General features: G+C 67.9%; 18 protein-coding genes. 9 read left to right on the top strand and 9 right to left on the bottom strand.

All coding sequences use genetic code 11. The annotated features are described in order from the left end of the window. The first annotated feature begins 250 nt into the window (after positions 1–250). Positions 251–2,092, top strand: coding sequence for a gamma-glutamyltransferase family protein (locus AC58D2_RS14440; RefSeq protein WP_497391514.1), 1,842 nt, complete (start codon positions 251–253; stop codon positions 2,090–2,092). A gap of 54 nt (positions 2,093–2,146) precedes the next feature. Here the strand turns inward: AC58D2_RS14440 and AC58D2_RS14435 are convergent, their stop codons facing one another. Further along, positions 2,147–2,569: a VOC family protein gene (locus AC58D2_RS14435; RefSeq protein WP_497391512.1), complete on the bottom strand. Its 423-nt coding sequence runs from the start codon at positions 2,567–2,569 to the stop codon at positions 2,147–2,149. A 158-nt stretch (positions 2,570–2,727) separates the two neighbouring features. Then, positions 2,728–3,180 carry an ion channel gene (locus AC58D2_RS14430; protein ID WP_497391510.1) on the bottom strand — a complete coding sequence of 151 codons (453 nt, stop codon included), beginning with the start codon at positions 3,178–3,180 and terminating at the stop codon, positions 2,728–2,730. Positions 3,181–3,292: 112 nt separating this feature from the next. Here AC58D2_RS14430 and AC58D2_RS14425 point away from each other — a divergent pair, with 112 nt between their 5' ends. The 4 genes from AC58D2_RS14425 to AC58D2_RS14410 all read left to right on the top strand — a co-directional run bounded on the left by AC58D2_RS14425 (position 3,293) and on the right by AC58D2_RS14410 (position 6,711). Then, on the top strand, positions 3,293–4,105 hold the full coding sequence (locus AC58D2_RS14425) for an ABC transporter ATP-binding protein (RefSeq protein ID WP_497391508.1): 813 nt from the start codon (positions 3,293–3,295) through the stop codon (positions 4,103–4,105). 128 nt (positions 4,106–4,233) lie between these two features. Next, entirely contained in the window at positions 4,234–5,379 is a 1,146-nt protein-coding gene (locus tag AC58D2_RS14420) for a cell wall hydrolase (protein WP_497391506.1), read from the top strand. 84 nt (positions 5,380–5,463) lie between these two features. Beyond that, positions 5,464–6,153, top strand: coding sequence for a hypothetical protein (locus AC58D2_RS14415; protein ID WP_497391504.1), 690 nt, complete (start codon positions 5,464–5,466; stop codon positions 6,151–6,153). Between the two features lie 126 nt (positions 6,154–6,279). Then, the gene (locus AC58D2_RS14410) at positions 6,280–6,711 is read left to right on the top strand and encodes a VOC family protein (RefSeq protein WP_497391502.1); all 432 of its coding nucleotides are present in this window, start codon (positions 6,280–6,282) and stop codon (positions 6,709–6,711) included. A gap of 108 nt (positions 6,712–6,819) precedes the next feature. Here the strand turns inward: AC58D2_RS14410 and AC58D2_RS14405 are convergent, their stop codons facing one another. The 5 genes from AC58D2_RS14405 to AC58D2_RS14385 form a co-directional block, all read right to left on the bottom strand. After that, complete coding sequence (locus AC58D2_RS14405) at positions 6,820–8,532, bottom strand: ATP-binding protein (protein WP_497391500.1); 1,713 nt, start codon at positions 8,530–8,532, stop codon at positions 6,820–6,822. Positions 8,533–8,614: 82 nt separating this feature from the next. Beyond that, positions 8,615–9,388 (bottom strand): TIGR02186 family protein, encoded by a 774-nt coding sequence (locus tag AC58D2_RS14400; protein ID WP_497391499.1) that lies wholly within the window; start codon positions 9,386–9,388, stop codon positions 8,615–8,617. Further along, positions 9,385–10,293, bottom strand: a complete 909-nt coding sequence (locus AC58D2_RS14395; RefSeq protein WP_497391497.1) for a sulfite exporter TauE/SafE family protein — start codon at positions 10,291–10,293, stop codon at positions 9,385–9,387. The genes AC58D2_RS14400 and AC58D2_RS14395 overlap by 4 nt, the downstream gene beginning before the upstream one ends. Before the next feature lie 103 nt (positions 10,294–10,396). Then, a complete protein-coding gene (locus tag AC58D2_RS14390) occupies positions 10,397–11,506 on the bottom strand; it encodes a hypothetical protein (RefSeq protein WP_497391495.1) in 1,110 nt (369 codons plus the stop codon). Then, on the bottom strand, positions 11,503–12,915 hold the full coding sequence (locus tag AC58D2_RS14385) for a glycosyl transferase family protein (protein ID WP_497391493.1): 1,413 nt from the start codon (positions 12,913–12,915) through the stop codon (positions 11,503–11,505). Before AC58D2_RS14385 ends, AC58D2_RS14390 begins: the two co-directional genes overlap by 4 nt. Positions 12,916–13,065: 150 nt before the next feature. Between AC58D2_RS14385 and nhaA the strand changes: the two genes are divergently transcribed. From nhaA to AC58D2_RS14365, 4 genes are all read left to right on the top strand, one after another. After that, a complete protein-coding gene (gene nhaA / locus AC58D2_RS14380; RefSeq protein ID WP_497391491.1) occupies positions 13,066–14,349 on the top strand; it encodes a Na+/H+ antiporter NhaA in 1,284 nt (427 codons plus the stop codon). Continuing rightward, complete coding sequence (locus tag AC58D2_RS14375; RefSeq protein ID WP_497391490.1) at positions 14,349–15,821, top strand: hypothetical protein; 1,473 nt, start codon at positions 14,349–14,351, stop codon at positions 15,819–15,821. The genes nhaA and AC58D2_RS14375 overlap by 1 nt, the downstream gene beginning before the upstream one ends. 145 nt (positions 15,822–15,966) lie before the next feature. Further along, on the top strand, positions 15,967–16,752 hold the full coding sequence (locus tag AC58D2_RS14370) for a tryptophan 2,3-dioxygenase family protein (protein WP_497391488.1): 786 nt from the start codon (positions 15,967–15,969) through the stop codon (positions 16,750–16,752). Beyond that, positions 16,749–17,894, top strand: a complete 1,146-nt coding sequence (locus AC58D2_RS14365; protein WP_497391486.1) for an aminotransferase class V-fold PLP-dependent enzyme — start codon at positions 16,749–16,751, stop codon at positions 17,892–17,894. The genes AC58D2_RS14370 and AC58D2_RS14365 overlap by 4 nt, the downstream gene beginning before the upstream one ends. Positions 17,895–17,968: 74 nt before the next feature. Here AC58D2_RS14365 and AC58D2_RS14360 read toward each other — a convergent pair whose 3' ends face one another. Next, entirely contained in the window at positions 17,969–18,976 is a 1,008-nt protein-coding gene (locus AC58D2_RS14360; RefSeq protein WP_497391783.1) for a zinc-dependent alcohol dehydrogenase family protein, read from the bottom strand. Then, on the bottom strand, positions 18,976–20,724 hold the full coding sequence (locus AC58D2_RS14355) for an N-acyl-D-amino-acid deacylase family protein (protein WP_497391484.1): 1,749 nt from the start codon (positions 20,722–20,724) through the stop codon (positions 18,976–18,978). The genes AC58D2_RS14360 and AC58D2_RS14355 overlap by 1 nt, the downstream gene beginning before the upstream one ends. Positions 20,725–20,780 lie beyond the last annotated feature (56 nt).

Genomic DNA, 20,780 nt, shown 5'->3' with positions numbered 1-20,780 from the left:
ATGCTCGTCCCAAGGTTGCAGACCGGAAAGCCATGCGCTTGTGGCCGCCGCGGCCCGCGGCCCCGACGTCCCAACTGGCTAACCATGTCTAGGAGTGAGCGTGCATATAGGCGCGTTGGCGCCGCGCGGCAAGGGGGAATGCGCGGGGAAATCCGAGCGCGGATCGCGCCTCGTCCGGGCGCGTCCCAAATCGCCCCTTGCATCGGTACCCCCCTACCGCAAGACTGGCGTTTTGCTAGGGGACATCATCATGGATCGCCGCACCCTCCTTGCCGCAGCGCCCGCCGTCGCGCTGCTCCCGGCTGCCGCCCGCGCACAGGGCGCCGCACACCCGGCGGCCCGCCGCGCGGACCCGGCGCAGCCGCCGATGTGGGAGAAGGGCGAGGATCGCTTCCTGCGCCCCGACGTCCACGGCGGCGACCGTCCGGTCGGGGCCAGCTTTGCCTCGCGCACCGCCGTCTATGGCCTCAGCGGCGCGGTTGGTACCGCGCACCCGCTCGCGACCCAGGCGGGGATCGACATCCTGCGCCGCGGCGGATCGGCGGTCGATGCGGCGATCGCGACCAACGCCTGCCTCGGCCTGCTCGAGCCGACATCGAACGGGATCGGCGGCGATGCCTATGCGATGATATGGGACCCGAAGCAGCGACAGGTCGTCGGCCTCGCCGGGTCGGGCAAGAGCCCGCGCGCGCTCGACCTCGCGACCGTCCGGTCGCGGGCCAGGAACGGGACGATTCCAGCTTATGGCGCGATTGCGGTCTCGGTGCCCGGTACGGTCGACGCCTGGTGGACGATGCACCAGCGCTATGGGAAGCTGCCGTGGAAGAGCCTGTTCGAGCCCGCGATCGCCCATGCCGAAGCCGGGGCGCCGGTGCCCGACATGATCGCCTGGTACATCCGCCGCAGCCTCGCCGGCTTCCGCCAGCCGGGCCGCGGGATCGAAGAGGTCGACAATGCGATCCGCACCTATGGCCTCGCCGACGGCCGGGGGCCGCAGGCGGGCCAGGTCTTCCGCAACCCCGATCTTGCCAACACGCTGCGCCTGATCGCCGAGGGCGGCCGCGATGCCTTTTACGAAGGCGACATCGCGCGCACCATCGACGCCTATTTTCGGCGCATCGGCGGCTGGCTGCGCTATGACGACCTGAAGGCGCACCGCTCCGAATGGATCGAACCGCATCGCACATCCTATCGCGGCACCGACGTCTATGCGCTCGGCGCGAATACACAGGGCATCGCGACCTTGCAGATGCTCAACATCCTCGAAAATTTCGACCTGCGCGATGCGGGGTTCCAGTCGTCGCTGTCGATCCACCTCCAAGCCGAGGCCAAGCGCCTCGCCTACGAGGATCGCGCGCGCTATTATGCCGATCCGCATTTTTCGAACGTGCCGGTCGAATGGCTGATCTCGAAGGACTATGCGGCAAAGCGCGCCGAACTGATCGGCCCCGACCGCATCCTGACCCCGGTCCATCCCGGGCAGGCCCCGAGCCACGGCGACACCACTTATTTCAGTTGCGCCGATGCCGACGGCATGATGGTGTCCATGATCCAGTCGAATTTCCGCGGCATGGGATCGGGGCTCGTCGCCGACGGGCTGGGCTTCATGTTCCAGGACCGCGGCCAGCTCTTCAGCCTTCAAGACGGCCATCCCAACATCTATGCCCCCGGCAAGCGACCGTTCCAGACGATCATCCCCGGCTTCGCCGCGCACGGCGAAACGCCGTGGATGAGTTTCGGCGTGATGGGCGGCGACATGCAGCCGCAGGGGCAGACCCAGATCATCGTCAACCGCGTCGACTATGGACTCGAAATCCAGGCGGCGGGCGATTCGCCGCGCTGGCACCACGAAGGCTCGTCCGAATCGATGGGCGAGGATGCGCCGGGCCTTGGCCCGACCGGCCGGCTGCGGCTGGAAAGCGGCGTCCCCGACGCGACCCGTGCCGAGCTGGCGCGGCTCGGCTGGGCGATCGAGGGCCCCGACGGCGGCTTCGGCCGGTATCAATGCGTCGAACACCGGATGGACGGCGACACGCGCGTCTATGCCGCGGCCAGCGAGATGCGCGCCGACGGCTGCGCCCTCGCCTATTGATTTCAGGAGCGGGGAGCCGGCCATCGCGCCGCGCCCCCACCGCCCGGCGCAAGATCAGAGAGCGAATTCCACATGGCCATCGTCGTCGATGCGCCATGACGGGTTGAACGCGATCTCCCAGCCATGTCCGTCCGGGTCGGCGACATAGCCGCGGAATCCACCATGCGCCGGAGCATCCGCGTCGCGAAGCAGGGTTCCTCCATGCGCGACCAGCCGCTGCACGAGCGGCTCGACCCCTTCCCGACTCGATACGTTATGCGCGAGGGCGAACGGAGATGCCGTGCTTCCGATCGGGCGCTGCATGTCTTCGGCCAACTTCTCGGCAAGCCAGGTGCCAAAAACCAGGCCGTTCATCTGATAGAATATGATCTCGTCATTCTCGAAAACGGGTCGCCAGCCGAAGCCGTCGACATAAAAGGCCCGGGACCGAGAAAGGTCCGACACGCCGAGCGTAACCACCGAAATTTGCTGTTTCATCTGTCCAAGTCCTTTGGCTCGCCGATGCGCATGTGCACCGGCCCTAGAGGTCTTGGGACTCATCGCACGGTGCGAAGGTCTGGGCTCGCGGCACGAGGACCGGGCCAACCGCACCGATCTCCCCATTTCAGACCGGCAGACCATAGGGTCGGGACCGCTTAACGCAAGTGGTCGCTGTCGAAATGGCGTTCGAGCAGCTTCATCCGGTCGACGATCGAAAAGAAGAAAGCGGTCGACCAGCCGATCAGGATGATCCCGCTAGCACCCTCGATCGCGCCCAATATCCGCATGCCCTGCGGCAGCACGATGTCGCCATAGCCGATCGTGACATAGGTCGAGGTCGAAAAATAGAGCGCATGTTCGAAATCCGAGAAGGCGCCGAGCCCCTGGAACACCCCGGCCCAGATCCAGATTTCCACCGAATGAAGCGCGAACAGGCCAAAGGCCGCAACCAGGATCGCCGCGCCGTTCATCAGCACCACCAGCGCTCGTCGCGACGCGCGGCGATAGCGGCGCAGCACCGCGAGCAACAGGGCGATCCCCGCCAGGTGGACGATCACGGTCGCCGCGACGATCAGGGTGGCGAGCGCAAGCTGGGTGGTCAGCGTCATACCCCTTTTTCGCCCGGCGCGGCGGGGGTGGCAAGACCGGACTGACCCGGACGCACACCAGCCCGCAGGGGGTCGCCCGCACGCATTTTTCGCTTCCCTCTTGCCCCGCGCCATGCTGATGGGCGCGGCGATGACCGACGACCCTCCCCTCCTCACCCTGTCCGGCGTGCGCGTCATGGCCGACGAGACGTGCATCCTCGACCTTCCCGCGCTGGCGATCGGCGCCGGCGAAAGCGCCGCGATCCTCGGCGCCAACGGCTCGGGCAAGTCGACGCTGGTCAAGCTGATCGCGCGCCAGCTCTATCCGGTGTGGGGCGCCGACGTCCGCATTTTCGGGCAGGACAGCTGGAACGTCTTCGACCTGCGCAAGCTGCTCGGCATCATATCGTCGACGATGCAGCTCGATTTCGACGCCGAGCCCCCGCTCGAGGTGCTCGACTGCGTCGTGTCGGGCTTCTTCGCCTCGCGCGGGCTGTGGGCGCACCAGCACTATACGCAGGAGATGATCGACGTCTCGCGCGCGGCGCTCGAAGAGGTCGGCGCAGCGCATCTGGTCGGGCGCAGCATGGCAAGCCTGTCGACCGGCGAAGCGCGCCGCGTCCTCATCGCCCGCGCGCTCGCGCACCGGCCGCGCGCGCTGCTGCTCGACGAACCCTGTGCCGGGCTCGACCCGGCGGCGCGCCACCATTTCCTCGACATGCTGCGCGACGTCGCGCGCGGCGGCACCGCCTTGCTGCTGATCACCCATCATATCGAGGAAATATTGCCGGAGATCGACCGCATCGTGATGCTGCGCGGCGGCCGCCTCGTGCGCGACGGGGCGAAAGCCGACCTGCTGACCGGCGAGGCGCTCAGCGCGCTGTTCGACCTGCCAATCGCGGTGCGCCGACGCGGCGACTGGTATCACGCCGATATCGAGAGCTAGGGCCTGTCCCGCTGCGGGACAGCACAAACGGCGCTCAATCTTTTGTTCGCAACTCGCGGCATAAGGAAAGGGGACGGTTTCGCCCGCGAATCATTCGCCTGGCGATGCAATTGGATTATAGCGCGCGCATGAAGCCCGAACTGCACCTGACCCAACAGATCGGCCGGCCCAACTGGCGCGATGCGGCACCGGTGCGGCCGGCGGGGCCGGGGCGCAATTTCTGGGCCGGGCTGATCGCCGCGGTGGTCGTCGCCTGCCTGGCGATGCTGCTCGCATCGGGGCAGGTGCGGCCGCGCGGCTTCGGGCCGTACAGCGTCAGCGTTCCGCTCGCCTTCAAGCCGTATGACCCCGAACGCTGGGCGATCATGAATGCGGACAGCTATACCGACGCGCTGAAGATCGACCCTTCGCTGCCCGATCCGCGCAGCATCGATTATGCCGACGCGACCGCCCTGCCGCCCGCCGATCCCGCCGAGCTGCGCGACGAGGCGTTCGTCGGCCCGCCCGCCAAGTCCTATGTCTTTCGCGGCGCGAGCGCGACCGATCGCGAACGCGCCCATTATTGCCTGACCGCCGCCATCTATTACGAAGCGGCGTCAGAAAGCGACGACGGGATGCGCGGGGTTGCCCAGACGGTGCTCAACCGCGTTCGCCACCCCAGCTTCCCGAACAGCGTGTGCGGCGTCGTTTTCCAGGGATCGCAACGCGCCGGCGTGTGCCAGTTCACCTTCGCCTGCGACGGCGCGATGGCGCGCGCGCCGAACCGCGCCGGCTGGCTGCGTGCGAGCCGCGTCGCCTCGGCCGCGCTCGGCGGTGCGGTCTTTCCCGGCGTCGGACTCGCGACGCATTACCACACAACCGCGATCTGGCCGCGCTGGGGCAAGAGCCTGGTGATGACCAATATCGTCGGCGCGCATATCTTTCACCGCTGGCGCGGCCGCTGGGGGATGCCCGATGCGTTCCGGGTTCCCTATCTGGGCCGCGAGCCTGTTCCGGGCCCGTACCTGCCGGTCTCCGACCAGCTCGCCGCGCGGGCAAAGGGCGCCGCACCGACGGCGCTGCTTCCCGAAGGCAGCGGCAGCGTGACCGCGCCGCTGCCCGACGTCGCCCCCGCCCCGATGCCGAACGCGATGGCCCAGACCAACCGCGACATCGGCAGCCCCGTCCCCGGCGCACAGCCGGCAGCCCCCGCCCCGACCTACACCGATCCCCGCCTCAACCAGTCGGGCCAGATCCGCGACGAATTTCAGAACAGCGGGGAGTGGATTCGGTGATCCGGCGGGATTGATCCGGAACCTCCTGCCACGCCTCTGCGGTGCAGGCCGCAAGCGCGGCGCAACCAAACGCCAAGGGGAAATATGTCGAGAGCCCTCGTCAAGACAGCACTGGCGGTGTTGCTGATCCTGTCGGTCGCCGCCTGCGGTTCGGTCGAAAAATTCCGGTACAAGATGACCGTCGAAGTCGAGACCCCAGAGGGTCTCAAATCCGGTTCTGCCGTCCGCGAGATAAGGCACTATACCCCACCCAAAATTCCCATGCTGGGCGAAAGCCGCCCCCGATGGGCCTTGACTGGCGAGGCGGTCGCCGTGGACATCACCCCGAGCAAGAGGCTTTACGCAATCTTGCCCGGGGCAGATGGGGAGGCGGATTTCGGCGATCGCAGCATATATTTCATGTTTAATGAACTCCGGCCTAGCGACAGGGCCGGCCCTATCGAGCTTTGGCCCCATCCGCAGCTGACGACCCAGCCCAAGATCGACGAACCGACGCCGATGCTTGTCACATTTCGCGATGAAAATGACCCGAAAAGCATCGAACGGGTGGTGCCGGGGCAGCTGGCCGCCGTGTTCGGACCGGGGATGAAACTTCGTCGCATCACGATAAGGAAGACCAGGGAATCTATCACGTCCGGGATTTCCCGGCGTCTTAAATGGCTGGATTCATTTGAAACCTCACAACGGAAACTGTCGGGCTCTGATGGGCTGGTTGTTAGCAGCAACGCGCTGGCAGAAAATCTCGATGCCAGGTCCTTTGCGGCAGGGCGTTGAATTGAACGACAGCATGCGCCCATACATGTCTCGAATGCGCCCTTTTGGTCGGGCCTCTGGTTGACTGGCAACGAGACGCAAACCGACGGGCTTGTCTTTAACCTAAGTGCAGCCGATCTATGACAGATGGCACGCGAATTCGCGGGACGAAACGCAATCGGGAGACGGATCATGGGGCATGTAAAAGGTATCGGCGGGCTCTTTTTCCGCGCAAAGGATCCCGCGGCGCTCAGCGACTGGTATCGCGACCGGCTGGGCGTGGGCGGCGGATGCAGCGCCGACGACAGCGTGCCGCCGAACGAGTGGGTCTGGAACGTCACCGCGGGGCCGCTGGTCTTTTCGCCGTTCAAGGCCGACAGCGACTATTTCCCTGCCGACCGCCAATATATGCTCAACCTGCGCGTCGACGATCTCGACGCGGTCCTCGCCCCCTTTCGCGCGGCAGGCGAAGAGGTGATCACCAAGGACGAATGGAACGACCCGACGGTCGGCCGCTTCGCACGCGTCCACGACCCCGAAGGAAACCCGATCGAGCTGTGGGAACCGGCGGCTTCGTGAGAGTGCGGCACCGGCCCGCTCCCCCGCCCGGCCTCCCACAGGCTACTATCGTCGGGGAGGCCGGGCGGGGGAGCGGGCCGGTGCCGCTTCGCCGTCAGGCGAAGAAAATCACCGTCCCTGGCTGCGCCAGCGCTTGACCACGCGGTCGAGGATTTCGACTTCGCCGCCGGTTTCGCGCCACAGTTTCGAGAAGAGCGGGTCGCTCGATGCCGGACGTTTATCCTCTTCGAGCGTGTCGAGATAGACGCGGATCGGGATCGAAACGCCCTCGCCGCAGACGATACATTCGCGGTTGCGCAGCGCCGGGATCGAATCGATGAAACCGCGCGCGCCTTCGGGCATCGCCGCCTTGACGAAATGCTGGTCGCGTTCGTTGTTCAGGCGCATCGAGATGATCGTGCCGCACTGCGACAGCACGCCTTCGGCAAGGTCCGACGGGCGCTGGGTAATCAGGCCGAGCGAAACGCCGTATTTACGGCCTTCCTTGGCGATCCGTTCCAGGATCTTGCGCACCGCCTGGCCCTGCCCCGTATCCTTCGACGGAATGTAGCGGTGGGCTTCCTCGCACACGAGCAGGATCGGGCGCTGCGGCTCGCCGCGCGACCAGATCGCATAGTCGAAGGTCAGGCGCGACAGCACCGCTACGACGACCCCAGTGATGTCCGAGGGCACACCCGAGACGTCGATGATCGAGATCGGCCGGCCGTCCGACGGCAGGCGAAATATCTTGCCGAGAAAGCTCGCCATCGTGTCGGCGACGAGCATGCCCGAGAACATGAAATTATAACGAGGGTCGGCGCGCATTTCCTCGATCTTGCCCTTGATCCGCATGAACGGCGCCGACGAGGTCGCCTTGTCGAGCTTGCCCATCTCGTTGGTCAGGATGTTGAGCAGGTCGGACAGCAGATAGGGGATCGGCGAATCGACCGTTATCTTGCTCATCCCTTCGGCGAGCCGGTTCTTCTGCCGCGCCTGGAGCAGGCATTTGGCGAGCACGTCGCAATCGCCCTGCCGGTCGCGCCCCTCGCTGGTGACGAAGACTTCGCAATGCTCCTCGAAGTTCATCAACCAATAGGGCATGGCGAGATTGTCGACATCGAACAGCGCGCCGGTGCCCTTGAACGCCGCCGAATATTCGCCGTGCGGGTCGACCATCACGATATGACCCTGCGGCGCGAGCTCGCAGATCTTGTGAAGGATCAGCGCGGCGCTGGTCGACTTGCCCGTACCCGTCGATCCGAGCAGGGCGAAATGCTTGCCGAGCATCGCATCGACATAGAGCGAGCCGCGGATATCCTTGGTCGGATAGACCGTCCCGATCTCGACATGCGCGCGTTCGTCGGCGGCATAGATTTGCTTGAGGTCGGCGCTCGTCGCGGCATAGACTTGGCTCCCGGGGATCGGGTAGCGCGTCACGCCGCGGCGGAAATTGTGGATGCGACCGGTCAGCTTTTCCTCGTCGCCTTCGCCCAGGAAATCGACCGATGCGAGGATGAGCCCGTCGGCGCCCTGGTGAAGCTGCTGGTCGCGAATGCTGGCGAGCAGCCAGACGTTGCCGACGCGCACCTTGACCTGCGCCCCGACCTGCCCCGCCATCGCCACCGCGGCGTCGGTCGACGCCGACAGGCGGTGCAGCGCTTCGGTATCGAGCAGGATTCGCGAGGCCGACCCCGAAATGTCGATCACTTCGCCGACGAGCAGTTCGTCGCGATGGTGCGCGGTGACCGGGGCGACCGGTGCCGCCGTTCCGCCCCCGGCCAGCCGCACGTGCTGCGCGGCCATCGCCTCGCCGGCTCCCAGGCCGCTGCCCTGCATATCCATTCAAACGCCCCGCCTATTGTGGTCCCGGGAACAGGTATCGCAGCAGTTGGTAAAGAAAGCGCTTATGCTGATTTTCCGGCCGCTAGCGCCGCCGGAAGACGGCCGAGGCGGCATAGCCGAGCGCGACCGACAACAGCACCGCGGTCAGGCCATAGAGAAAGCCGTGCCGCTGCGCCGCGAGCGCGACGAACCGCTCGAACCCCGCCTTGCGGATCTCGACATCGCGCGACGCCACCGCGATCACGCGTCCCTTGCTGATCAGATAGGTTTCGGCGCGATAATTGCCGACCGGGACACGCGCCGGCACGGGGATGCGCGCGCGATAGAGCACCCCTTCGGTGATCTCGACCGCCTTGGGGTCCTCATAGAAAAGCCCTTGCCGGCGATAGAGGTCGATCAATCCGTTTTCAAAGCGCGACAGCGCCTTGGTTTCCGAAAAGCCCGTCGGCGACATCGACAGGTTGCTGAGCCCCAGTTCAAAGATCGCCGCGGTGCGTTCGTCGACCAGCTCGTCGATCGGGCGCGAAGACCCGATCGCGTAAAAGCCGGGAGAGGTGCGCAGGCGAATACTGTCGGCATTGACCCACATCCCCGCCACGCGCCGCTTTTCGCGCAAGATGATCGGCCGCACCGGCCCTTTCAGCACGACCACAATATCGGCGCGGTCGTCGGGGAGCCGCTGTCCGGGATAGAGGATCGCGCCGAACAGCAGCAGCTCCTCTCCGGTAAAGCTGTACTGGATGTCGATCGCCCGGCTCGACACGTCGGGCACCAGCCGCGGATCGGCGGCGCGCGCGCCGGCGGCCCAGCCCAGCGCCGCGAACAGCCCGAGCAGCAGGAGCGCCGCGCGCGTCATTGCACCGTATAGATTTCGTCGGGCCGGATGAAGAGGCCGACCGCCATGCGCAGCGCGACGAGGAGCACGATCGCCGCCAGGATCGCGCGCAGATATTCGGGCCGCACCGTCTGCGCGAAGCGCGCGCCGATCTGGGCCCCGGTCACGCTGCCGACGAGCAACAGCGCCGCGAGCACCAGGTCGACCGCCCCGGTCGTCAGCGCATGGACCATCGTCGTCGCGATCGTCACGAACAGCGTCTGGAACAGCGAGGTGCCGACGACGACCTGTGTCCCCATGCCGAGCAGATAGACCATCGCCGGCACCATGATGAAGCCGCCGCCGACGCCGAGCAGCATCGTGATGACCCCGACCCCCATGCCGAGCAGCAACGGCGCGAGCGGCGAAATATAGAGGCCCGAGCGATAGAAGCGCCAGCGCATCGGCAGGTTGGCGACCATCGGGTGATGCCGCCGCTTGCGCGCCGGTGCGGGCAGCCCCGCGCGCATCGAGCGCAGCGCTCCCCACGCCTCGCGCCCCATGATCGTGCCTACCGATCCCATCAGCACGACATAGAGGATCGAGATCACCGTATCGATCTGGCCCCACGCGGTCAGCAGCTCGAACAGGCCGGCGCCGATCAGCGAACCGATCATGCCGCCGGTGACGAGCACCGCACCCATCCGCAAGTCGACCCCGTCGCGCTCGAGATAGGCCATCGCGCCCGACACGCTCGCCCCGGTCACCTGCGTCGCGGCCGATGCCGCGGCCACCGTCGGCGGGATGCCATAGAAGATCAGCAGCGGCGTCGTCAGGAATCCGCCGCCGACGCCGAACATGCCTGAGAGGAATCCGACCCCGCCGCCGAGCAGCACGATGACCAGCGCATTGACCGAGAGGTTGGCGACGGGAAGGTAAAGATCCATGGGCCCCAGATGATCCGCGGCACCCGGACGGCACCGATTCCGCGCGACCCTAGACGATTTTGACGGGGCGGGGAATCGCGCACGGGCCGGATCCGGCCGAAACTCAGAAATCAGCCGCCAGCGTGACCGCGACCCCGCTTTCGGGCAGCGCATCGCCCGCGACGCGCTGCCGCCAGTCGAGCGCGATCCGGCCGCCCTGTCCGACATCGGGCAGGCGCAGCGTCAGCCGCGGACCGACATCGACGCGCGCGGCGCCCGGCTGCACCGCCCCTGCGGCCAGCGCCCCAAGGCGCAGCGGCGACACCTCGCGCGGGCCGATGCGGCGATCGACCACCACCGCGCCGTCGGCGAACCCGTCGCGCCGATGGGTCCCGACGACGCCGGCCTGGCCATAGGCTTCGAGCCGGAAGCCGGCGGGCAGCGCGACGCCGCCCACCCCGCCCGCGACCATCGCGGCGAGGGCGGTGCGCCCGCCCGGCCCGGCTGCGAGGCGCTGTTCGATCGCCACATCGACTGGCACGCCGGCGAAGGGAGCAAAGGCGGCGCCAAAGGCGACGTCGCGCTCCCGCGGACGACCGAGCGCCAGCGTCGCCCGGCCATAGGCGCGCAGCCGTCCGTTCGCCGCCAGTCCGCGCGCGATGCGCAACCCCGCCTGGCTGCCGCCGATCTGTCCCGCCGCCGCGATCCCGTCGGGCGCTCCGCCCCCGCGCGGGCGCAGATAGACCCACCCCGACGCCTGCCATCCGGCAAAGTCGCGCCGTATCCAATAGGGTGCGCCCGCGGCGGGCACCGCCGTATCCGCGCGTTTCGGCAGGCGCCAGTGCGCCGACGAGGGCGGCAGCGCGGCGACGGGCCGGCTCGCCGCGATCGGCGCGAGCAGCCGGTCGAGCAGCGCGAGCCGCATTATATGGCGGGCGCTACCGCCAGTGTCGGACGCGACCGGGGGGCGATGCACGCTCTTGCGATGCGACGGGCCGGGCCGCTCCCACCCGCGCCCGGGTATGGCCGACGCGAGGAGGGAAAGATCGCCGACCTCCGCGGATATGGCGACAGGCGGCAAACCCCAGGGGGCCGGCGGCCGCATCGGCGGCGGCGCGCCCGCCCCCCATGTCGCGATCACCCGCAGCAGCGCCCAGCCGCCGAGGCAGAAAAGCAGGAAGCGCAGCGCCGGCGCCTCGCGATGCGCGCGCGCGCCCGATGCCCGTATCATCATGGCAGCGGCACCATGATCGATACCGGCCGCGCCTCGACGTCGCCGACGCCATGCTCGGTCTTGTCCCACACGACTTCGCCCGACCGCAGCATCCGGCTGTACAGGCCGACCGCGCGCCACGCGGCAAGAATGGCGATTACATTGGCGACGAAGGCGCGCGGAATCGCCATCGCCCCCGCGCGCAGCCCGTACCAGCGCGCGGTGAAATGGCTGCGCATCCCGAGCCGCCAGAGCAGCAGCGCCGCGTCGACGCCGAGCAGCAGGCGCAACGCATCGCTCATCGGGGGCATCGGCCAGCCAAGCCACGTCTGTCCCAGCCATCCGATGCCGGTCAGCACCAGCGCCAGATAGGAGGCAAGGACGACCAGCGCCGCCAGCGGCGCGCGGCGATCACGCCACAGCATCCACCGCGCCGCGCAGCCCCGCGCCGATGCGCCGCGCTCGGCAAGGTCGAGCCAGCCGAGATGGTCCCACGCCTCGAGCGCGATCCCGGCGATCCAGCGCGCCTTCTGCCGGACCGCGGGTTCGACCTGTCCCGGAAATTCCCCGCGAGAGGCGATGCGGTCGCCGCGCGCGCCGGTGGCGCTGACGAAGGTCGCGCTCAGGCCATAGGCGCCGATCAGCATCCCGACCTCATAATCTTCGGTCAGGCTGTCGGCCCGGAACGGCAGGCCGCCGCGATGGAGCGCGAGCAGGGTCAGCGCGTCGCGCGACAGCGCACAGCCGACCCCCGCGGAGGGAAGCGGTACGCCGAGCCGCGACCGCACGACCAGTTCCTTGCCGTGCGCCTCGGCGAACTCGTCGCCATAATGCGCGCCGACCCACCGGTCGTGCGCGATCGGCATGACCGGGATCTGGACCATGGCATGCCGCGCCAGCTCGACCCGGAACAGCGCCAGCTCGTCGGAATGCACATGATCCTCGGCATCGTGGAGGATGATCGCGGCATAACGCCGTCCCTCCGCGCGTTCGTCCTCGCCCAGCGCGGCCCACAGGCGATTGAGATTGTCGCCCTTCGTCGTCGGCCCGTCGCTGTCCCCGATCACCAGCCGCAACCGCGGGTCGCGCGCGACCGCGGGCGACACCGCGAACAGCGTCGCGACATCGTTGGGATAGCAGCCGATATAGAGCCGGAAATCCTCGCCGTCCCACGCCGCCAGCGTCCGCCGCAGCATCGCCGGCAGGACCGCCGCTTCGCACCAGGCGGGAACGAAGATCGCGAAGCGCCCGGCGACCGGCGCCGCGGCGGCGGTCCCAGCAGGGGTCCGCCCGCGCCGCATCGCGAGCCACACGGCGTCGAGAAGGAGGTCGTCGAGCCCGACGAGCAGCACGCCGATCGCCGCGAACAGCATCAGCTCATGCCCCGCGCCCTGGACCAGCCAGGGCAGCCATTCGGTTGCGAGATCCACCCGGTCGCCCCCGCTCCCCACCGCGGCCGCCCCGGCCGCATCTGCTTCCCAAGGGGTAAAGGCTGAAACCCGTTTGTAAAGGTGACGAAGCCCGGTTGGGACGTTAAGAGGGCGACCAATTAGAACCAGAATGACAGGATTACAGACTTCATGGCTCTCAGTTCGCCCCGTTCCGCCCTGCGCGACTTCCTCGAAAGCGAGAGCGCCGGGGGCATGCTGCTGATCGCCGCGGCGGCGCTGGCGATGGTGATCGCGAACAGCGCGCTCGGCGACCTCTATCACGACGCGATCCATGCGGTGACCGGCCCCGTGCTGACCGACAAGCTCGGTCCGATGACGGTCCACCTGTGGATCAATGACGGGCTGATGGCGATTTTCTTCCTGCTCGTCGGGCTCGAAATCAAGCGCGAGTTCATCGACGGCCGTCTTGCCAGCTGGGACCGGCGACGGCTGCCGATGATCGCCGCGGCGGCGGGGATGATCCTTCCGGCGATCCTCTACATGGCGTCGGCGGGCAGCACGCCGGGCCTCGCGCAGGGCTGGGCGATCCCGGCGGCAACCGACATCGCGTTCGCGATCGGCGTCCTCGCGCTGCTCGGCAAGCGCGCGCCGACCTCGCTCAAGCTGTTCCTCGTCACCGTCGCGATCGTCGACGACATGGGCGCGGTGGTCATCATCGCGCTGTTCTACACCGCAAAGATCAACCTGATGGCGCTCGGCGGCGCGGCGGCGATGCTCGCCGTCATGTTCCTGTGCAACCGTATGGGGCTGAAGAGCCTGATCGTCTATCTGCTGATGTTCCTGCTTCTGTGGTATGCGATGCTGCTCTCGGGCGTCCATGCGACGATCGCCGGCGTCCTCGCGGCGATGACGATCCCGCTCGAAAAGACGCCGGGCGCACCCGACAGCGCGACCTCCCCCCTCCATCGGCTCGAACATGCGCTGCATCCGTGGGTCGCCTTTGCGATCGTGCCTCTGTTCGGCTTCGCCAATGCCGGGGTCGACATCGGCGGCCTGACCGCCGAGCAGATTTTCGCGCCGCTGCCGCTCGGCATCGCGCTCGGCCTGTTCCTCGGCAAGCAGATCGGCATCTTCGGCAGCGTATGGCTCGCCGTGAAGCTGGGCATCGCGGGCAAGCTGCGCGGGGCGACCTGGCTGCAAATCTATGGCGTCGCGGTGCTCTGCGGCATCGGTTTCACGATGAGCCTGTTCATCGGCGGGCTCGCCTTTCCCGGCAAGCCGCTGCTGGTCGAGGAAGCCAAGATCGGTATCCTGATGGGATCGCTGCTCGCGGCGCTGACCGGCTATGCGGTGCTGCGGTTCGCGCCGCTGCATCCGCGGCACCATGAGGTCGAGACCGAATCCGATGGTGAGATCGGTGCTGACGGCGACGTGCGCGACACGTCGGAGGCCAAGGGAAGCGCGACCGCCTGATGCGCCGCGCGGCGGCCCTGCTTCTGCTGGCGACGGCGGCAGCGGCGACGCTGTCGGGCTGCTATGCCTTCGATCCCGAGATGCGGCGCTATGTCGCCGAACGGAAGGCAAGGGAACGCGCGGCGGCGTCACCCGCCGCCGCCGATCCCGCCCCGACGCCCGCCCCCGCGCCGGCGACGCCCGCTGCCATGCCCCGGGACTGGCCGCTCACCGCACCAAAGGTCGACACGCCGGCCGCGACGGCGGCGCACGATACGCTAAAGGACGTAGCCGCCGCCTATCTGATCCTCACGCTCGAGGCCGGCGCGCACGAGCAGGGCTATATCGACGCCTATTACGGCCCGCCCAAGCTGATCGCCGACGCCCTGACCTCGCCGCGCAGCGTGCCCGTCCTCCAGGCGGAGGCACGGCGGCTGATCGGCAACCTCGACGCCGCGGCGCCGAATCTCGCCGACCGGATCGAGCGGCGCCGCGCCGCTTTCCTGCGCGCCCAGCTCGTCGCCGCCGAGACGCGACTGATGATGATGCAGGGCCGGCGCTTTCCCTTTGCCGAAGAGGCCGAACGCCTGTTCGGGGTGCGCCCCGAGCTGAAGCCGCTCGCCAGCTATGATGCCGAGCTGGCAAAGATCGCCGCGCTCGTGCCCGGCGACGGCCCGCTCGCCGACCGCGTCGAGGCCTGGCTCGACCGCTTCACCATCCCCAAGGACCGGCTCGAAACGGTGTTCGACGCCGCGATCGCGCGCTGTCGCGGCCGCACCGCGGCGCAGGTGGCGATGCCCGAGGGAGAGAATTTCGTGATGCAGTTCGTCACCGGCAAGAGCTGGAGCGGCTACAATCATTATGTCGGCGCCTATACGAGCATCATAGAGATCAACACCGACCTGCCGATCCGCCTGTCGCGCGCGCTCGATCTCGGCTGCCACGAAGGCTATCCCGGCCATCACCTGTTCAACATGAAGATCGAGGAACAGCTGGTAAAGGCGCGCGACTGGCTCGAATTCAGCGTCTACCCGCTCTACAGCCCGCAAAGCCTGATCGCCGAGGGCAGCGCCAACTACGGCATCGACCTCGCCTTCCCGGGCAAGACGCGCCCCGACACCGAGCGCGACGTGCTGATGCCGCTCGCCGAGATCGAGACACCGAAGGACGACCGCTACTGGCAGCTTCTCGACGCGATGAAGGCGCTACAGGGCGCACGGCTGACGATCGCGCAGCAATATCTCGATGGCGAGATCGACCGGCCGGCCGCGATCGCGCTCACGCAGAAATACCAGCTCGTATCGCGCGAGCGCGCCGAAAAATCGGTCGCCTTCACCGAACAATATCGCAGCTACGTCATCAACTATGCTATCGGCGAGGCGATGGTGAAGGACTATCTCGAACGCGGCAAACCCGACCGCGACGAAATCTGGCGGCGCTTTTCGCTGATGCTCAGCGAGCCGACGCTGCCCGCGGACCTGCTCGCGCCATGAGCAGCGCCGCCGCCGTCCTGTGGCTCGGCCAGTGGGGCTCGCCCCGCCGCCCGCCCGCGGGCGTCGCCCCGCGCGGCTGACGATCCGGCGCGCCCGCGCGCCTTTTCGATCGTCCATGCCACACAGATTTGAAGGGGAGTTCCCCATGCTCGACAAGACCGAGACCCATCGCCGTATCGAAACGCCCGAGATGAAGGATTACGGCGTCTACCTGGCCGTCGACCGCCTGCTGGGTTGCCAGAAGCCGCTCGCCGACCTCTGTACCCCCGACGAGTTGCAGTTCCAGATCGTCCACCAGGTCGAGGAGCTGTGGATGAAGCTGATCGCCTTCACCCTGACCGAGATCGACGGTCATATGGCGGCGCGCGAGACGATGCGCGTGCTGACGCTGTTCGATCGCGTCCACCGGCTGATGCGGATGATGACCGATCAGCTGGCGCTGCTCGAAACGATGAGTCCGTTCGATTATCAATCGATCCGGCTCCAGCTCGGCAACGGCTCGGGACAGGAAAGCCCCGGCTTCCAGCTCCTCCTCACCCTGCCGCAGCCCTTGTGGGCGCGCTACAGGGCCGCCTATCTTGAACCCGACGGCCGCAGCATCGCCGACGTGTACGACACGGGCTACCGGCACGACGACGCCTATATGGTCGCCGAGGCGCTGATCGAGTTCGACGAATTGTTCCAGCTCTTCCGCTCGCACCATATCCAGCTGATCCACCGCTCTATCGGCATGGGGTCGAAGTCGCTGAAGGGGCGTCCGGTCGAACTGCTGAACGCCGGGGCGCGCCACCGCTTCTTCCCCGAGCTGTGGGACATTCGCGCCGAGATGACCGACCGCTGGGGCGCCGAATATGGCGTCAAGCGCGACAGCATCAGCGGCGGCGGGGCGCCGGGCCACCACGGCACGCCCGGCCACGGCAGCGGGCTGTGAGCGGCGCGCTGCTGCCCGAAAGCGTCGCCGGGCGCTTCCGCCTGCCGCCCGGCGTCACCTATCTCAAGAGCCACAGCGTCGGCTGTCAGCCGCGCGCCGCCGAGGCGCTGCTGCGCGACAAGCTGCTGACGCCCTGGGTCGAGACGGGCGAGGCGTGGCCGCACTGGCTGGAGGCGATCGACGACTGGCGGGCCGCGCTCGCCGGCCTGCTTGGCGTCGAGCCGCGCGACCTGTGCCCCGCGACCAATGTCAGCGCGGGCCTGTCGCGCTATATCTCGGCGCTCGGCGACGCGACGCGGCGGCGCACGATCCTGCTCGCGCCGAGCGCCTTTCCGACGATCGGCTATGTCGTGAGCGGGCTCGCCGCCGAGGGCTGGACCGCGCGCTATTTGCCCGCGGGCGCCGACGTGCGCAATCCCGACAGCTGGGCCGCCGCGCTCGACGACGAGATCGCGCTGGTGATCGCGATGCACGTCAGCTCGAACAGCGGCGCGCTCGCCGACATTGCGGGCATCGCCGCCGCCGCGCACGCCGCGGGCGCGCGCTGCATCGCCGACAGTGCGCAGGCGGTGGGCGTCGTGCCGGTGACGCCCGGCCTATGGGGCGTCGATGCGCTGCTCGGCACCAGCGTCAAATGGCTGTGCGGCGGCCCCGGCGCCGCGTGGCTGTGGGTCGCCCCGCACGACCGTACCGCGCTTGCCCCCGCCGAACGTGGCTGGTGGAGCCACGAAGACCCGTTCGCGATGGACATCGCCGATTTCCGCTACGCCCCCGACGCGCGGCGCTGGTGGGGCGGCACCCCCGACGTCGCGCCCTTCATCCTGTCGACCGCGGGCATCGCCGAGGTCGCGGCGCTTGGCGTCGAGCAAATCCGCGCGCACAATCTCGCGCTCCAGGCGATGCTCCGCGACGCGCTGGAGGCGAAGACCCCGCAATGGCGCTGGCCGACGGGCGCCATCGGCGGAACGCTGTGCATCGACACCGGCGCCGACCAGCCGCGCGTTGCGGCGGCGCTCGACGCGCACGGCATCAAGGCCGATTTTCGCGGGACGGTGATGCGGCTGTCGTTCCACGCCTATAGCGGCGTCGCGGACGTCGAGCGAACGGCGAACGCCCTCTCTTCGCCGTCATTGCAAGCATAGCCAAGCATCCAGGGCGCTTAAGCCCACTCCGGATTGTCGCGTCGCTCGCAAGGACAAGGGCCAGGGTCCTGACCCTAGATATCGACCACGATCTTGCCGAAATGCTTGTTCGCGACCTGATGCCGAAAGGCATCGGCAAGGTTTTCGAGCGCGAAATGATCGCTGATAACCGGTTTGATCGCATTCGCCTCGATCCCCGCGATCATGGCGAGCTGCTGCGCCCGGCTGCCGACGGTCAGCCCCTGCACGCGCAGATTCTTCGCCATCAGCAACGCCGTCTGCACCGGCCCCGCGAACCCCGCTAGCACGCCGATCAGCGCGACATGGCCGCCGACCCGCGTCGCAATCATCGACTGGTCGAGCGTGCCGGCGCCGCCGATTTCGACGACGGTATCGACCCCGCGCCCGCCGGTCAGGTCCATCGCCCGCGCCCCCCACGCGGGCACCTCCTTGTAATTGATCAGCTCGTCGGCGCCGAGCGCCTTCAGTCGCGCGAGCTTGTCGTCCGACGAGCTTGTCGCGATCACCCGCGCGCCCGCTGCCTTGGCGAATTGCAGCGCAAAGATCGACACCCCGCCCGACCCCTGCACCAGCACCGTCGATCCGGGGCGCACGTCACCGTCGACGAACAGCGCACGCCACGCGGTCAGCCCGGCACAGGCCAGCGTCGCCGCCTCCGCCGCCGAATAGCCCTGCGGCACACGCGTGAACCAATGTTCGGGCACGACCACCGCCTCACGCGCATAGCCGTCAAGCCCGTCGCCCGGCACGCGGGTAAAGGCGCTCGCCGGCGGCGCGCCGTCGATCCAGTCGGGAAAGAAGAGCGACACCGCGAGGTCGCCCGGCGCAAAGCCGGTCACGCCCTCGCCAACCGCCTCGACCGTCCCGGCGCCGTCGGACATCGGGATGCGCCCGTCGGCGGCGGGGATCATTCCCGCGACCACCGCATAATCGTGATAGTTGAGCGACGAGGCCGACAGCCGCACCCGGATCTCGCCCGGCCCCGGCTGGCCGGGGTCGGACAGGTCGGTGGCAATCAGATTGTCGAGCGAAGCGGGGGCGCGAAGCCGGACGCTGCGCATCATTCGGCCGCCATCGCCATTTCGACACGCTGCGGACCGCGGATGACGCCGCCGGGATAGACGCCCTGCCCTTCACCGCCCTTGAAGGTCACCTGCCCCGACTTCACCGTCGCGACATAGCCGTCGGCCTTTTGCAGCAGGCGCTTGCCGCCGGCGGGCAGGTCGAACGCGAGCCACGGCTTGCCGAGCTTCAGCTTGTCCATGTCGATGACGTTCAAATCGGCGAGATAGCCCGGCGCGACGAGCCCGCGATCCTCGAGCCCATAGAGCACCGCCGTGTCGCGGCACTGGCGCTTGATCGCGCGCGCCAGCGGAATGCGGCCGCCGCGCTTGCGATCGCGCACCCAATGCTGGAGCATGAAGGTCGGCGAGGCCGCGTCGCAAATCGTCCCGCAATGCGCGCCGCCGTCGGACAGGCTGTTCACCGTGTCGTCGGCATCCTGCAACCGTTCCAGGAAGTCGAGGTTGCCGTCGGCATAGTTGAGGATCGGCAGATAGGCGAAGCCGCCCGCATCGTCGCGGCAGAGCAGGTCATAGGCATATTCGGCGGGATCGACCCCCGCCGCAGCGGCGCGCGCGGCGATGCTCGCCTCGGGGCCCGGCTCGTAATCGAAATCCTCGTCCATCTCGAACTGCATCGGCCAGCCGCCCGCGACGACCATCAGCAGCCCCATGATGTCCTGGGGCGCCTCGCTGAAATCATTGTCCTCGGACAGCATCTGCGCCTTGAACGCCGGATCGAGCAGCTTTGCCTTCTGTTCGTCCCACGACAGGTTCTCGATCGCACGCCACGATGGCCGGAACCGGAACGGATGCACCGTGCCGCGCCACGCCATGATGATGCCGTTGCCGCGCAGCGCGATTTGCGCGACGATATTCGCGCCTTTCGCATTTTCGGCGCGCATCGTCGCAATCTGTTCGTCGAGCGGCAATTCCTTGGCGATCGACTGGAGCGCGGCGAACGTCACCGGCAGCCCCGTCTCGCGGCTCAGCTTGCCCATCCAGTCGAACTCGTTCCACTCGCGGTTGAGGTCGCTCGCCATTTCGAACACGCCATAGCCGACGCGCCCCATCGCCCGGCCGATCTCGATCAGTTCCTCGGCGGTCGCGGTGGTTCCGGGGACGACCTCGCCATCGATCGACTTGTGGATCACCGTGCGGCTGGTCGAAAAGCCGAGCGCGCCCGCGCGTACCCCGTCCTCGACGATGCGCGACATTTCGGCGATGTCCGCGGCGGTGGGCACCGCGCCGGGCTGCTCGCGGTCGCCGAGCACATAGGCACGCACCGCCCCGTGCGGGACATGACACGCAACGTCGACCGTGCGCGGCAGCTTGTCGAGCGCGTCCATATATTCGGGGAAGGTCTCCCACTCCCAGCTCATCCCTTCGGCGAGGGCGGTGCCCGGAATGTCCTCGACGCCTTCCATCAGGCCGATCAGCCAGTCGTGGCGGTCGGGCCGCGCCGGGGCAAAGCCGACGCCGCAATTGCCCATGACGACGGTCGTGACCCCGTGCCAGCTCGACGGCGCCATTTCCTGGTCCCACGTCGCCTGCCCGTCATAATGGGTGTGGACGTCGACGAAGCCCGGGGTGACGATCTTGCCCGCCGCGTCGATCTCTTCGCGCCCGGCGCCGATGTCCGATCCCACCGCGACGATGCGATCGCCCTCAACCGCCACATCGGCCACGAAAGGCTCGCTGCCCGAACCGTCGACGACGGTTCCGCCGCGAATCACCAGATCGTACATCTCTCTCTCCCGTATTTGGTTTCAACGCAAAACCTATCATCAAAATCGCGCGATGC

The organism is Sphingopyxis sp. CR5 (assembly GCF_059693785.1).
The sequence above is the reverse complement of the archived record's forward strand: the minus strand, read 5'-3'. Positions and strand labels throughout refer to the sequence as shown.